Origin of the sequence: Ensifer adhaerens, assembly GCF_000697965.2 — a bacterium.
Lineage (GTDB): Bacteria > Pseudomonadota > Alphaproteobacteria > Rhizobiales > Rhizobiaceae > Ensifer > Ensifer adhaerens.
Genome location: NZ_CP015881.1, coordinates 779,826 through 794,005, shown reverse-complemented (window position 1 = coordinate 794,005; position 14,180 = coordinate 779,826). Strand labels below are relative to the sequence as shown.

14 protein-coding genes and 1 pseudogene are annotated in these 14,180 nt (G+C 59.8%); 10 read left to right on the top strand and 5 right to left on the bottom strand.

Translation table 11 applies throughout. From position 1 onward, the window contains the following. Positions 1–13 precede the first annotated feature (13 nt). A complete protein-coding gene (gene alr, locus FA04_RS23255; protein ID WP_034790374.1) occupies positions 14–1,144 on the bottom strand; it encodes an alanine racemase in 1,131 nt (376 codons plus the stop codon). Between the two features lie 126 nt (positions 1,145–1,270). Between alr and FA04_RS23250 the strand changes: the two genes are divergently transcribed. The 5 genes from FA04_RS23250 to FA04_RS23230 all read left to right on the top strand — a co-directional run bounded on the left by FA04_RS23250 (position 1,271) and on the right by FA04_RS23230 (position 6,246). Next, complete coding sequence (locus tag FA04_RS23250; RefSeq protein WP_034790372.1) at positions 1,271–1,735, top strand: Lrp/AsnC family transcriptional regulator; 465 nt, start codon at positions 1,271–1,273, stop codon at positions 1,733–1,735. 351 nt (positions 1,736–2,086) lie between these two features. Further along, a complete protein-coding gene (gene ugpB / locus FA04_RS23245; protein WP_034790370.1) occupies positions 2,087–3,391 on the top strand; it encodes a sn-glycerol-3-phosphate ABC transporter substrate-binding protein UgpB in 1,305 nt (434 codons plus the stop codon). A gap of 68 nt (positions 3,392–3,459) precedes the next feature. Further along, positions 3,460–4,341, top strand: coding sequence for a sn-glycerol-3-phosphate ABC transporter permease UgpA (gene ugpA / locus FA04_RS23240; protein ID WP_034790369.1), 882 nt, complete (start codon positions 3,460–3,462; stop codon positions 4,339–4,341). 7 nt (positions 4,342–4,348) lie between these two features. Continuing rightward, positions 4,349–5,197, top strand: coding sequence for a sn-glycerol-3-phosphate ABC transporter permease UgpE (ugpE, locus tag FA04_RS23235; protein ID WP_034790368.1), 849 nt, complete (start codon positions 4,349–4,351; stop codon positions 5,195–5,197). Next, the gene (locus FA04_RS23230; RefSeq protein WP_034790367.1) at positions 5,197–6,246 is read left to right on the top strand and encodes a sn-glycerol-3-phosphate import ATP-binding protein UgpC; all 1,050 of its coding nucleotides are present in this window, start codon (positions 5,197–5,199) and stop codon (positions 6,244–6,246) included. The genes ugpE and FA04_RS23230 overlap by 1 nt, the downstream gene beginning before the upstream one ends. Before the next feature lie 201 nt (positions 6,247–6,447). Here FA04_RS23230 and FA04_RS35285 read toward each other — a convergent pair whose 3' ends face one another. Next, entirely contained in the window at positions 6,448–6,723 is a 276-nt protein-coding gene (locus tag FA04_RS35285) for an SRPBCC family protein (RefSeq protein ID WP_143034232.1), read from the bottom strand. 177 nt (positions 6,724–6,900) lie between these two features. Between FA04_RS35285 and FA04_RS23220 the strand changes: the two genes are divergently transcribed. Further along, positions 6,901–8,328 (top strand): ISNCY family transposase, encoded by a 1,428-nt coding sequence (locus FA04_RS23220; RefSeq protein WP_034804391.1) that lies wholly within the window; start codon positions 6,901–6,903, stop codon positions 8,326–8,328. A gap of 6 nt (positions 8,329–8,334) precedes the next feature. On the opposite strand, the gene FA04_RS23215 is transcribed toward FA04_RS23220, so the two are convergent. Further along, entirely contained in the window at positions 8,335–9,072 is a 738-nt protein-coding gene (locus FA04_RS23215) for a hypothetical protein (RefSeq protein ID WP_034804388.1), read from the bottom strand. A gap of 323 nt (positions 9,073–9,395) precedes the next feature. Here FA04_RS23215 and FA04_RS23210 point away from each other — a divergent pair. Continuing rightward, positions 9,396–9,578, top strand: a pseudogene (locus FA04_RS23210) (helix-turn-helix domain-containing protein); the annotation flags it as partial. A gap of 29 nt (positions 9,579–9,607) precedes the next feature. On the opposite strand, the gene FA04_RS34355 reads toward FA04_RS23210, so the two are convergent. Then, the gene (locus FA04_RS34355) at positions 9,608–9,835 is read right to left on the bottom strand and encodes an AAA-associated domain-containing protein (RefSeq protein ID WP_234798806.1); all 228 of its coding nucleotides are present in this window, start codon (positions 9,833–9,835) and stop codon (positions 9,608–9,610) included. Between the two features lie 206 nt (positions 9,836–10,041). Here FA04_RS34355 and FA04_RS23205 point away from each other — a divergent pair, with 206 nt between their 5' ends. Continuing rightward, complete coding sequence (locus FA04_RS23205) at positions 10,042–10,248, top strand: hypothetical protein (protein WP_034802023.1); 207 nt, start codon at positions 10,042–10,044, stop codon at positions 10,246–10,248. A 196-nt stretch (positions 10,249–10,444) separates the two neighbouring features. Here FA04_RS23205 and gdhA read toward each other — a convergent pair whose 3' ends face one another. Further along, positions 10,445–11,791 (bottom strand): NADP-specific glutamate dehydrogenase, encoded by a 1,347-nt coding sequence (gdhA, locus tag FA04_RS23200; protein ID WP_090429132.1) that lies wholly within the window; start codon positions 11,789–11,791, stop codon positions 10,445–10,447. Between the two features lie 490 nt (positions 11,792–12,281). On the opposite strand from gdhA, the gene msrA reads away from it, so the two are divergent. Together msrA and FA04_RS23190 are read left to right on the top strand one after the other, a co-directional pair. After that, positions 12,282–12,788 (top strand): peptide-methionine (S)-S-oxide reductase MsrA, encoded by a 507-nt coding sequence (gene msrA, locus FA04_RS23195; protein ID WP_034802021.1) that lies wholly within the window; start codon positions 12,282–12,284, stop codon positions 12,786–12,788. A gap of 140 nt (positions 12,789–12,928) precedes the next feature. After that, positions 12,929–14,155 carry a bifunctional alpha/beta hydrolase/OsmC family protein gene (locus FA04_RS23190; protein WP_034802017.1) on the top strand — a complete coding sequence of 409 codons (1,227 nt, stop codon included), beginning with the start codon at positions 12,929–12,931 and terminating at the stop codon, positions 14,153–14,155. Positions 14,156–14,180 lie beyond the last annotated feature (25 nt).

The window sequence follows — 14,180 nt, the reverse complement described above, 5'->3', positions numbered from 1 at the left end:
AAGGAAAGGAAGCTCAGCGATACTGCCGTTCGTAGCGATGCCCGAGACCGGTCAGGATTTCGTAGGAGATGGTGCCGGCATCGCGTGCGATGTCTTCGAGTGTCTGGTTGGGCCCGAGGACCTCCACCAGGCTGCCGAGTTGCAGGCGCCCCTCCGGCAAGGCGGAGATGTCGATGGTGATGCTGTCCATCGACACCCGGCCGACGATCGGCAAGCGAACACCGTCGCAATAGACCGCACCGCGATCGCTCAAGCTGCGCGGCAGGCCGTCGGCATAGCCGGCAGCAATGGTGGCAAGCCGGGTCGGGCCTGCGGCGACATGGCTGCCGCCATAACCGACGCGCGCTCCGGTCGGCACTTCACGCGTCTGTACCACCGCAACATCGAGCTTGATGACCGGCTCCATCGGGTTTGGATGACCATCCGTCGGAGCACCGCCATAGAGTGCAATCCCTGGCCGAACGAGCACGCCGTGATAGGCTTCGCCGAGGAAAATGCCGCCCGAGTTGGCGAAGCACAGTTCGTATTCCGGAAACTCCGTGGCGATGCGTCGGAGTTCGGCAAGCTGGTTGCCGTTCTGCTCGCTCAAGACATCGTCGGCAGAGGCCAGGTGGCTCATGACAAACTGGATGTCGATCATGCCGCAGGTCCGCAGCATCGATGCGATCGCCGGTCGTTCCTGCGGCGGGACACCGAGCCGCGACATGCCTGTGTCGAACTGCAGCGCCGCGGGAAGGCGACGGTTGAGGTTTACAGCCGCACCGGCCCATTGCCGCAATTGTTCGAGGGAATTGATGACTGGAACGATGCCATCGTCGGCGCAGGCGAGCTCATTGCCCGGCTGCAGGCCATTCAGAACGAAGATCATCGCATCGCGGGCAAGCTGAGGTCGCAGGCGCCGAGCTTCCACGAACTGGGCCACGAAGAAGTGCCGGCAGCCGTGGTCATAGAGGCGCGCCGCGACCCGGTCCGCGCCAAGCCCATAGGCATCCGCCTTGACGACTGCTGCGGCCCGCGCCGGCGCAATTTCAGACACAAGCCGGTCGTAATTGCGAACGAGCGCCGCAAGATCGATCGTGAGGTAGCCTGAGGCGCCGCCCTTGATCGCTTTCTGCTGCGTATTTTCCCTGACTGCGCCGTCCATGGCCGAGCCTCCCAACTTGTCCGGAGGGTAGTGAAACGATCGCAGAATTGTCGACGAATTGTCGATTGATCGTTGCGCGGATTCGTGATCTTTGAATGAAACAGCGAAGAATTGGAATAATCTGCAATGCCCGCGCTCGACACCATAGACCGCAATATCCTTCGGCTGCTGCGCCTGGACGCGCGCCGGAGCAATGCCAGCCTCGCGACCGAGGTCGGGCTCTCGCCATCCGCTTGTCTAAGGCGGATAAAATTGATGGAACAGTCCGGCGTCATCCGCGGCTATACCGCCCTGGTGGACACCTCGAACGTCGAGGCCAGCATTGCCGTTATCATCAACATCACGCTGGACCGCCAGACGGAGGACTATCTCGACCGGTTCGAGGCGGCTGTACGAAGACATCCCGAGTTGCGGGAGTGTTTTTTGATGACCGGTGGATCGGACTATCTCCTGCGCGTCGAAGTCGCCAATGCCGGCGAGTTCGAACGCATCCACAAGGAGATTCTCTCGGCTTTACCGGGGGTCTCCCGGATCCATTCGAGCTTTGCGATCCGCAACGTGCTCGCGACACGTCCCAAGGCGCGTCGATAGGCTGCAGTGTCAGAACCCCGGCGGCCGCCCCTAGCAGAGCAGGAGGGCGACAGGCATCAAGGCGAGGAGGCGGGCAAGTCCATCGGCCGCAAGTCGGTCGCGCAGGCTGTGGGTGGTTGGCGATTTGTATCTCGCCCGGGACAATTGTGCCTCCAGCGTTCATATATGAAACAGAACGAATATTCCGAAGGCGGAAATTTGCGAATTCTGCATTCTATTTTCTCTTGCAGGTTCGTTATCGTTCGTTTTTAATCAGCGCACTTTCGATGCGAAAGTCAGGCGCGACTGATTGAGGAGGATCAACGCGACTGAGCACCGAGACTTGTCGTCTCAATATTGGGAGGAACCGCCATGAGAGTTTTGAAATGGACGCTTGCGGCCACATCTGCAATCTCGATCTTCGCCGCCTCGAACGCCTTCGCGGCAACGGAGCTTGCCTGGTGGCACGCGATGACGGGCGCCAACAACGAAACCGTTGAAAGGCTTGCCAAGGAATTCAATGAAAGCCAGTCGGATTACAAGATTGTCCCCGTGTTCAAGGGCACCTATGGCGAGACCCTGAACGCGGGTATCGCCGCGTTCCGCTCCAAGCAGGCTCCCGCCATCCTGCAGGTGTTCGACGCCGGCAGTGGCGTGATGCTGGGCGCGGAAGGTGCCGTGGTCCCCGTGGCGGAGGTGCTTAAGAAGGGCGGCTACGAGTTTAATAAGGACCAGTATCTGCCGGGCATCGTCGCCTACTATTCCAAGGCTGACGGGACCATGTTGTCCTTCCCCTTCAACTCGTCGTCCCCGATTCTCTATTTCAACAAGGACGCCTTTACGAAGGCTGGTATCGATACGGCCAAGCCGCCGGCCACCTGGCCCGAGGTCTTCGAAGCGGCAAAGAAGATCAAGGCGAGCGGCGCGGCAAATTGCGGCTTCACCTCGACCTGGCTGACCTGGATCCAGACCGAAAACTTCTCGGCCTGGAACAATGTGCCCTACGGCACAAACGAAAACGGGCTTGCCGGGCTCGAAGTGGAACTGAAGATCGACGCGCCGCTCTTCGTCGACCACTTCCAGTCGATCGCCGACCTCGCCAAGGACGGCACCTTCCGTTACGGCGGTCGCACCTCGGAAGCCAAGCAGCTGTTCATGTCGGGCGAGTGCGCTATCCTGACGGAATCCTCCGGTGGCCTCGGCGACATCGTCAAGTCGGGCATCAACTACGGTGTCGGCGAGCTTCCCTACTATGAGGGCCATGGCCCGCAGAACACCATCCCGGGTGGCGCAAGCCTCTGGGTCTTCGCCGGCAAGAGCGATGGCGAATACAAGGGCGTGGCCGAGTTCTTCCATTTCCTCTCGAAAACGGAAACCCAGGCCCAGCTTCACCAGGTTTCGGGCTACCTGCCGGTCACGCTTGCAGCCTATGAGGAAACCAAGAAGTCCGGCTTCTATGAAAAGAACCCGGGCCGCGAGACGCCGATCAAGCAGATGATGGGCAAGGCGCCGACCGAAAACTCCAAGGGCGTCCGCCTGGTCAACCTTCCGCAGGTTCGCGACATCCTCAACGAAGAGTTCGAAGCGATGCTTGCCGGCCAGAAGGATGCCAAGACCGCGCTCAGCGAAGGTGTCGTGAAAGCAAACGCAGCGATCAAGACTGCAGTCGGAAACTGACCCCCAAAACGAAATGTCCGCATCGCCGAAAGGCGGTGCGGACCGGTCTTTGATGGGGAGGGGAGTCCATGCAGTCCGTCGTGTTTCCAAACAAGGTGCTGCCGTATCTTCTGCTGGCACCTCAGATCGTCTTGACGGTCATCTTCTTTTTTTGGCCCGCCAGCCAGGCGCTCTACCAGTCGGTGCTTCGCGAGGATCCGTTCGGCCTTAAATCCGGCTTCGTCGGTCTCGCCAACTTCCGGGCAATCCTTGCCAACCCGGACTATCTGCATTCGCTAAAGGTCACCGTGGCCTTCAGCCTTGCGACCGCGCTGTTGTCGATGGCGCTCGCGCTGCTGCTCGCCACGGCGGCCGACCGGGTGGTGCGCGGGCGCAACGTCTATCGCACGCTGCTAATCTGGCCCTATGCGGTTGCCCCGGCTGTTGCCGGCATGCTGTGGCTGTTCATGTTCAACCCGGCAATGGGCACCTTCTCTTACATTCTGCGCCGCAATGGCTTCGCTTGGGATCCGCTGCTCAACGGCAATCAGGCGATGTTTCTGGTGATCGTGGCGGCAGCCTGGAAGCAGATCAGCTACAACTTCCTCTTCTTCGTCGCCGGCCTGCAGGCGATCCCGAAGTCGCTGATCGAAGCGGCAGCCATCGATGGTGCCCGCGGCACTAAACGGTTCTGGACCATCGTCTTCCCGTTGCTTGCGCCGACGACGTTCTTCCTGCTCGTCGTCAACACCGTCTACGCCTTCTTCGACACCTTCGGCATCATTCACGCGGTCACAGGCGGAGGCCCCGCCAAGGCCACGGAGACGCTCGTTTACAAGGTCTATAACGACGGCTTCGTCAATCTCGACCTCGGCAGTTCGGCAGCCCAGTCGGTGATCCTGATGATCATCGTCATTGCGCTGACGGCGTTCCAGTTCCGCTTCGTCGAGAAGCGGGTCCACTATTCGTGAGGCGCAGATGATCGAGAACCGTCCCATATCAACTGCGATAAGCCACCTGATACTCGTCATCGGGATCATCATCGTAGCGCTGCCGATCTACTATACCTTCGTCGCCTCAAGCCACAGTTCGATCGAAATCGTGCGGCCGCCCATGTCGCTGGTGGTCGGAGATCACCTTGTCGAGAACTATCGGGAGGCGATCGGCGGCGGCGTCGAGCGTGTCGTCGGCGTCAGCCTCGAGCGGCTGTTGTTCAATTCGACGGTCGTGGCGATCGCGATCGCTGTCGGCAAGATCGTCATCTCCTTCCTGTCGGCCTTTGCGATCGTCTTCTTCCGCTTTCCGCTGAAAATGCTGTTCTTCTGGATGATCTTCATCACCCTGATGCTGCCGGTCGAGGTGCGCATCCTGCCGACCTACAAGGTGATCGTCGATCTCGGCTTGATCGACACCTATGCGGGGCTGACGCTGCCGCTGATGGCGTCGGCAACGGCGACGTTCCTCTTTCGCCAGTTCTTCCTGACGATACCAGGGGAGCTGGTGGAGGCCGCGCGCATCGACAATGCCGGTCCGTTTCGCTTCATGAAGGATATCCTGCTGCCGCTCTCGGCAACGAACATCGCGGCGCTCTTCGTTATCCTCTTCATCTATGGATGGACCCAGTATCTCTGGCCGCTGCTCGTCACCAATGACGCGAAGATGAACACAATCATCATCGGGCTCCGGCGGATGATCGATTTTACCGACGCCTCGACGCCTTGGAACTATGTGATGGTGACGGCGATCCTTGCAATCATCCCGCCGATCGTCGTGGTCGTGCTGATGCAGCGCTGGTTTGTCAAAGGTCTTGTGGAGACAGAAAAGTAATGGCTGAAATTACCCTGAATGACGTCCGCAAGACCTATGGCACGGTGGAAGCGATCAAGGGCGTTTCGCTCGAGATCAAGGACGGAGAGTTTGTCGTTCTTGTCGGGCCGTCCGGCTGCGGCAAGTCCACGCTGTTGCGCATGATCGCCGGGCTCGAGAACATCAGCGGCGGAGATATCCTGATTGGCGGGCGTCGGGTCAACGACGTCGAGCCGGCAGAGCGCGACATCGCGATGGTCTTCCAGAACTACGCGCTCTATCCGCACATGACGGTGCGCCAGAACCTTGCCTATGGGCTCAAGAACCGGAAGACACCGCCGGCCGAGATCGACCAGCGCATTGCCACGGCCGCAAGGACGCTTGAAATCGAGCCCTATCTCGACCGCAAACCACGGCAGCTTTCGGGCGGCCAGCGCCAGCGCGTTGCCATGGGGCGGGCAATCGTTCGCCAACCCGCCGCGTTTCTGTTCGACGAACCGCTCTCGAACCTCGATGCCAAGCTGCGCGGGCAGATGCGCATCGAAATCAAGCGGTTGCAGCGCTCGCTCGCAACGACGAGCGTCTATGTCACGCATGATCAGATGGAAGCGATGACGCTTGCCGACCGGCTTGTCGTCGTCAGCGCCGGCCGCATAGAGCAGGTCGGCACGCCACTGGAGCTTTACGAGAAGCCCGCGACCACCTTCGTCGCCACCTTTATCGGCTCGCCCTCGATGAACCTGCTGCACGGCAAGGACATGTCGGCGGGCTGGTCGCTTGCCGCAGATGTGACCAGGCCGACTGGCGATTACACGCTGGGCGTCCGTCCGGAAGATATTTCGCCGATGTCAGCCGATGCTCCAGCGCGAGCCTTCGAAGCGACGGTGCGCATCGACGGCATCGAGTTGGTCGGAGCCGAAAGCCTCATACACGGTCGCCTCCAAAACGGCGACGAGTTGGTTTTTCGCGTTTCCGGGCGCGCGCGCAACGAGATCGGTGACGAGGTGAAGGTCGGGGCGAGCACCGAAGCGCTCCACATGTTTGATGGCAGTGGGAACCGGCATGGATGATGGCCGGAAGGTCAGGGGAAGATGTTCCGGCAGAACTTCCTGTCCACCCTTAAAAATCGGCGAGAGCTATCCGGCGCTGAGTAGCGGGAGCCCGATTTGCGCCCGCCTGGTCGATAGCCAGTCTTCCAGAATACGATCAACGTGATCGGCGCCGGGCCTTCGGAGTTTGATCGCAGCAGGTTTAGTTTGCCGCGCCTCGGATCAAGAAGCCGAAGGTGTCATGTGAGCGGCCTCGAGTTGCCAAGCGCGGCAAGACGAGTGTGCGCCAACAGTCGGCATGTTTTCGTCGGCGAAGCGGTGTTGCGGGTTTTCAAGGTCGAAGCCCCGATGCTCCAGCCGACGAATGCAGCAGTCACCGTCCGGCTGGATTGTCCAGTGCAGCTCGAAATCAGCAAACGTGTAGACCAGCGTCTTGCCGGGATCGACCTCGATGACACCGCACGGAACCGCTAAAGCGGCCCGAATGGGTGTTTGCAAGTTAGTTCCATAATGTATGTTATGCGACTTAAATCTGTAGTGGCTATTTAGTAATGCGACAGTTGGGCCAGTTAGAGATGCGACAGTCTCGCCTCTCGACGCACTGGTCAAAGCCAACGTTGGGAGCAAGGATGACGACCTTCAGCCTGGTCGAGACCATGAGCGGTCGGAGTCGTCATGTCCTGTTTGATCACCATGTCGCAGAAAGAGTTGCATCGCCTCGAAGTCATCCAGAAGATCCGTGACGAGCGCCTGAGCGTTGTCCAGGCTGCCGAACTGCTCAACCTCAGTCGAAGTCAGATCCACAGACTGCTGCAGGCTTATGATCAAGATGGTCCGGCCGGTCTTGTTTCGAAGAAGCGATCCCGGCCGAGCAATCGGCGCCACGGCGAGGATTTCCGCAATGCGGCGCTGGATCTGATCCGCGAACGCTATCTGGATTTCGGTCCGACGCTGGCGCGCGAGAAGCTCATCGAGCTGCACCGGATTTCTGTTGCCAAGGAAACGCTGCGGCAATGGATGACCGAGGCTGGCATCTGGATCTCGCGTCGGGAACGCAAGAAACGGGTTTTCCAGCCACGTGGCCGGCGCGACTGCTTTGGCGAACTGGTGCAGATCGATGGATCGCATCACTGGTGGTTCGAGAACCGCGGCCCCAAATGCGCCCTGCTCGTCTATATTGATGACGCCACCGGCAAGCTTTTACATCTTCGCTTTGCTGGATCGGAGAATACATTCGATTATCTGCACGCGACGAAGGCCTATCTGCAGCAATGGGGCAAGCCGCTGGCCTTCTACAGCGACAAGCACGGCGTTTTCCGCTCGCTCCATGCGTCGAAGAAAGACCGGACAAGCGGCCTGACGCAGTTCGGACGGGCGCTCTATGAACTCAATATCGACATCATCTGTGCCAACACCCCGCAGGCCAAGGGTCGAGTGGAGCGTGCCAACCAGACATTGCAGGATCGGCTGGTCAAGGAGATGCGACTTCGCGGCATCGATACGATCGAAGCTGCCAATGTCTATGCGCCTGAGTTCATTGCAGATTTCAACACTCGTTTTGGCAAGCAACCACGCAATCCGAAGGACATGCACCGGCCGCTGTCCGACCATGAGAACCTCGATGGTGCCATGTGCCGCAAGGAAGTGCGCACGCTGTCGCAATCCCTGACGCTGCGTTACGACAAGGTGCTGTTCATTCTCGATCCGACCGAGATTTCCAGGCCATTGGCGGGCCAGAAGGTGATTGTCTGCGATTATCCGGACGGTCGGCTTGAGATCATGCACGAGAGCTTTGCCCTGCCCTACAGGACCTTCGATACGTTGCGCTCGGTGCATCGTGCCGAGGTCGTCGACAACAAGCGGCTGGACGACATGCTGTCAATTGTCGCCGAGATGCAGGCCGGACGCCAACAGCAGCGCAGCAAGAGTGGTCCGAGCCGAACGGGCCAAACGGATCATATGTTCGGCATTCGAGACGGTAGCACAGCCAACGGCTACCAGAAGCGTGGTCCCAAGCCTGGCCGGCGGACGGATTTCATGAACGATCCGGCGGTGATTGCGCGACGAGAGAAAGCGTTGATGAGGCGGCCAGCGGCGGAATAAAGAGCGTCAATGCACGCCGATGTCGCTCTGCGTATCCGATTCCAACTGCAGGCAAGCTGGCCAAAGTGGCGTCTTGTGGAAGGCTCCATGCTGGAGGAGCGTGAGCCCCTCTCGTGCCTCATAGAGCACACCGAGCCAGCACAAGCGCCGAAAGACGCCATATTGGAGATCGGATTTCAACTTCCAGGCTTCTATGGTCATTTCGGTGTCCGACAGAGGCGCCAAATCTGGATAGAGGATCTTCACAACGTCTATTGGCGTGCACCCTTCCCTGGCTTTGATATTGAGAAGATTGAGGAACATGCGCCACCAGCGTAACCGCGCTCGGACCTCCTCTTCCCGCTCGGTGGTATGGACATACGAATAGAGATAATCCGTGGCGATCAGATCGAAGAAGGCTTGCGGGTTCACCAGGAACTCCCGGCCGCGTCTGGTTGGCAGCAGCACATCTTTTTTCCGACGAAGAAGCTTCAGATGACGGGTCATGTCGCGCACCACCCAAAGCGGCGGCATGTCGCTTTCATTGAGCACCTTGTTGATGCTGTAGAGGTCTTCGGCTGTGAAGCCTGGCCAAAGGAAGTGCACAGCGGCCCAATGCACGAACTTGCGGTTCATGGCGCCGGTCGCCGTCAATCCTATGCCGCCCTCACCGTCAGCATAGGCAACCGAAAGAAGCATACCGCGAAGAAGTGGGGACAGTGCGGCGACATCGACGTCACCATGCAGCTTGATTTCCGGAAGCATCGTGCGGCTGTGATCCCTACCTCGCCCTATGCAGGTGCAAGCGAGTATCAACCGGCGACAAAACAATTGCTACTGAGAAAGCTAAAGCCGAAGGGGAGTGTCATCACCCGCCCCCGCTCCGCCCTTTCAACCCGGACCAGCCGGTCGGATCGGGGGCTGACTGGCAGAGCAAGCCGGCGGGCAGTGTCGCATTTCTAAATGGCTGGCGACGTCGCAGCCCTATTCAGCTTTGACAAAATCTGTAGCCGCAAAGTTAAAGTGTCCTGATCCTGCAAAGTTGGAATGTCACTCTCCCCGGGTTTTGATGACCTGGGAGATTGCGGATGGGATTGATTGCGATGAGCGAGCGCGATCTGCAGCGGATTGAGGTTTTGTCGAAGGTGATCGCCGGACGCATGACGTTGGTGTCGGCGGCACATGTGCTTGAGCTGAGCACCCGCCAGGTTCGCCGGTTGCTGGAGCGGATCAGCACTGGCGGTGCGGCGTCGATCCGGCACCACGCTATGACCGTGCGCACCGCATGTTCGGCATCTTCCTAAGACATGTAGTTTTCGAGCTCCCCTGAAAATCGGGTAAAGGGCGCGTGGTGACTCGGTCGGTCGTCGAGCGCGCGCCGGATGAGCGTTGAAAGCGGGACGTAAGCTAAAAGATGCTCCGCAAACAGGCGCTTACGATTGTCGACTTCAGCAGCGCAACGGAGGCCGACGTCTCTCAAAAGATGACCCGAAGCCTCTGATAAGGCAAGGCAATTGCAAAGCGGCATTGACTGCGGATTGACAGTCGACGGAAATGGGCGGATAGCCGGGATGCCATTTTAAGGCTTCAAAGCACCCTGCAACCGGTTCTAGGGCTTTGGCAGCGATGCCGTTGACGGTTAGATGGGCCAAACCGATTATGAAGCCGACCCCGGGCTCTCGGCCGCCCGGCAAAGCCACAAGAATTCTTCCACACGGACAATCAGAGGAAATCATGGAAACGGTAGAAATCAGCGATCGTAACGACTTTGCCCTTTGGGCCATTCAGCGCGCTCAGGAAATCGTGACGGGAGAAGGCGCAGCCTTCGCAATCGCAGCCCAGGGCGCAGACGAGGAAACCCTGTCGCAAACCGCGGCCGCCCTCGGCCAGGCGATCAGCGATGCCATGCTCGAGGTTTTCGACGGTCTCGTCGCTTCATAAATTCTATCTGCGCCGATTGGCTCTTGCTACCGTCTCGCAGCCCGGACCAGCCAGCAGCGTGGTATGGCCTCCCCATAGGATCGCGCGCCATGCTCACGAAACTAGTCGTGACCGGTGGTACTACAGTCTCAGCCCCAAGAGCTTCGACGAATTACTGAAGGAAGCCAGCGCAAGCCGGCTCCCTCCAGCAGAAGCATTAGATGACGCCGAGCGCGTCCATCGCTTCGGCGACCCTCACAAAGCCGGCGATGTTGGCTCCGAGCACATAGTCGCCGGGGTTCCCGTATTCCTCGGCGGTCTCGGCGCAACGGTCGTGGATCGACCGCATGATAATGGCAAGCCGTGTTTCGGTTTGCTCGAACGTCCAGCTGTCGCGAGAGGCATTCTGCTGCATCTCCAGAGCCGATGTCGCAACACCGCCCGCATTGGCGGCCTTGCCAGGGGCAAACATGACCCCTGCATCCTGAAAAATGCGAACCGCTTCCGGGGTCGACGGCATGTTTGCCCCCTCGCCTACTGCGATGACGCCATTCTTCACCAGAGTGCGGGCATCCTTGCCCGTGAGCTCGTTCTGGGTCGCCGAGGGCATCGCGACATCGCAAGGAACGTCCCAGACGGAGCCGCCCTCGACATAGTGTGCCCTGGAACCTTTCAGCCTGGCGTACTCGGATATCCGCTCACGGCGAACCTCCTTGATCTGCTTGACCAATTCAAGATCGATACCGTCCTCATCGACGACATAACCGTTGGAATCGGAGCATGCGACGATCTTGCCACCGAACTCCGCGACCTTTTCCATGGTGTAGATAGCGACGTTTCCGGATCCCGATACGGTCACGCGCCTGCCTTCGAAATCGAGGCCCTTGGTGCTGAGCATCCGCTGGACGAAGTAGGTCGCACCGAAGCCCGTTGCCTCCTTGCGTGCGCGCGAGCCGCCGTAAATCAGCGCCTTGCCCGTCAGCACCCCGGCCTCATACCGGTTGGTGAGCCGCTTGTACTGGCCGAACATATAGCCGATCTCCCGGCCTCCGACGCCGATATCGCCGGCAGGAACGTCCGTGTATTCGCCCAGGTGTCGGTGGAGCTCGGTCATGAACGACTGGCAAAATCGCATGATTTCCCCATCCGTTCGCCCTCTCGGGTTGAAGTCGGAGCCGCCCTTGCCGCCGCCGATCGGCATGCCTGTCAGGGCGTTCTTGAAGGTTTGCTCGAAGCCGAGGAACTTGATGATCCCGACGTTGACGGAAGGATGAAAGCGTATCCCGCCCTTATAGGGCCCAAGTGCGGAGTTGAATTGCACGCGGAAGCCGCGGTTGATCTGTACCTGCCCGGCGTCGTCGACCCAAGGCACCCTGAAGATGATCTGCCGCTCGGGTTCGCAGATCCGTTCTATAAGGGCCTGTTCCGCATAGCGCGGATGCTTGGCAATGACACGCCCCAGACTTTCAAGCACTTCCCGTACGGCCTGGTGAAATTCCAGCTCGCCGGCGTTGCGCCTCAGCACTTCCGTTAGAATTGGTTCCAGCTTCTCATCGACATTCAAGATGGTTCTCCTCATGCGCGCAGGTTCTTAGGCGCAGACCCCTCGCGCATTAACGGAAGCTGGGCGGCAAGTGAAGATTTATTTCCCGCGGCCATGCAATTCTTGATTGCTTACTTGGGCGCCGTTTTCCTTGGGAAAACAGGTTACCGCGCACCTGGAATGCCGATGGCGAGCTGAAGGGCTGCAGCCCGTGGAAGCGAGGCAGCCGCCCGATAGAATGGATTGCTCGCCCCGACAGCAAACTAGCGCGCGCATCGTCACCGTTGCGGTTGCATAGGAAGGAGAGCTAACTCGCCCTTCCCGCGATCCTGACGGGCCGCGTGCGCTTGCGCGTCCAACTCGACACGTGCTGAGCCAAAACGCGGATTGGAACCGACCTCCTGATCTTGGCAGCAGGAGTTCCTATATTACAGTCCATCTCCCGCGCTGGCCCGCAGCCAGTGGGAGACAAAGCGAAGACGCGCTCACGAACCAGGTGGAGGATATCTGAATGACCGAGAGAGCTGTTCTGGCCGGCGGTTGCTTCTGGGGAATGCAGGATCTGATCCGCAGGCTCCCCGGCGTCACCGGCACCCGTGTGGGCTATACCGGCGGCGACGTGCCCAATGCGACCTATCGCAACCACGGTACCCATGCCGAGGGCATCGAGATATTCTACGATCCGGCGAATACCTCCTATCGGCGGATTCTGGAGCTGTTTTTCCAGATCCACGACCCCACCACGAAAAACCGTCAGGGCAACGACATCGGCACCTCCTATCGTTCGGCGATCTACTACGTCGATGACGAACAGAAGCGCATTGCCGAGGACACCATTGCCGATGTGGAAGCCTCTGGCCTGTGGCCGGGCAAGGTAGTGACGGAACTGGAACCCGTTGGCGACTTCTGGCAGGCGGAGCCGGAGCACCAGGATTACCTGGAGCGCTATCCGAACGGCTATACCTGCCACTTCCCGCGTCCGAACTGGGTGCTGCCGCGACGGTCCGCCGCGGAGTAACAAACGCCCCGGCGAGCGTCTGGCGAACCGTGTCCGCATGCAGCCGCCAGGTTCGGCGGACATGGACGCCGGCCGCATCATTCGAATTCAGGACAGTCGTTGCGACCTTGGGATGATTGTTCTCCTTCCTGGAGCATCACATGAACTTCAACAGTCAAAGACTTGAATTTACCGGCCATTCCGGCGCTACCCTTGGCGCCAGACTCGACCTTCCAAACGGCCCGGTGCGGGCCTATGCGGTTTTCGCCCACTGCTTCACCTGCTCCAAGGATCTGGCGGCGGCGCGTCAGATCTCGGCCGAACTCGCGCGCGAAGGGATCGCGGTCCTGCGCTTCGATTTCACCGGCCTCGGATCAAGCGAGGGCGAGTTCGCCTCGACCAACTTTTCGTCCAACATCGCGGATCTTCGTTCGGCCGCCGACTATCTACGGCTACACTTCGAGGCGCCGTCGCTCCTGATTGGCCATTCGCTTGGCGGTGCAGCCGTCTTTGCGGTTGCCAACGAAATTCCGGAAGTTCGCGCCGTGGCCACGATCGGCGCACCCGCGGACGTCGGCCATGTGCTCAAGAACTTCGGAGCGAGCCTCAAGGAAATAGAGGAAAGTGATGCCGCCGAAGTCGATCTTGCCGGTCGCAAATTCCTGATCAAGAAACAGTTCGTCGACGACGCTTGCGCCCAGCGCCTTCATGAGGCTGTGGCCACGCTCAGGAAACCCGTTCTCATTCTCCACGCGCCGCTGGATCAAACGGTCGGCATCGAAAACGCCAGCGACCTCTTCCAGGCGGCCAAACATCCGAAGAGCTTCGTTTCGCTGGACAAGGCCGACCATCTGCTCACCGATCCTGCCGATGCCGCCTACGCCGCCCGGGTGATTGCGGAGTGGCTGAGCCGCTATCTCGTGGCCGACACTCCGCAGGGCACGGAGCCGGTGGAACAGGTCCAGGTGACGGAAACGGGCGAAGGCAAATTTCAGAATTCGGTTCAAGCCGGCAGGCATCGCCTCTTTGCCGACGAGCCGCAAAGCGTCGGCGGGTTCGATTCCGGGCCATCGCCCTATGACTACCTGTCGATCGGGCTTGCTGCCTGTACCTCCATGACGCTGCGCCTCTACGCCGACCACAAGAAGCTGCCGCTCGGGCGCATCAAGGTGGAGGTCTCGCATTCCAAGATCCATGCGCGGGATTGCGAAGACTGCGCTGCAACGGAGCGCGCCGACAGCGGGAAGATCGACCGGTTCGAGCGGGTCATAGCGATCGAGGGCGAGGTCGCAGACGAGCTTCGCTCCAAGATCGCCGAGATTGCCGACAAGTGCCCGGTCCATCGCACTCTGGAAGGGATCGCCAAGATAACGACGGCCGTGAAATAGTCCGCGGCCCTGCCCTGAATTTTCC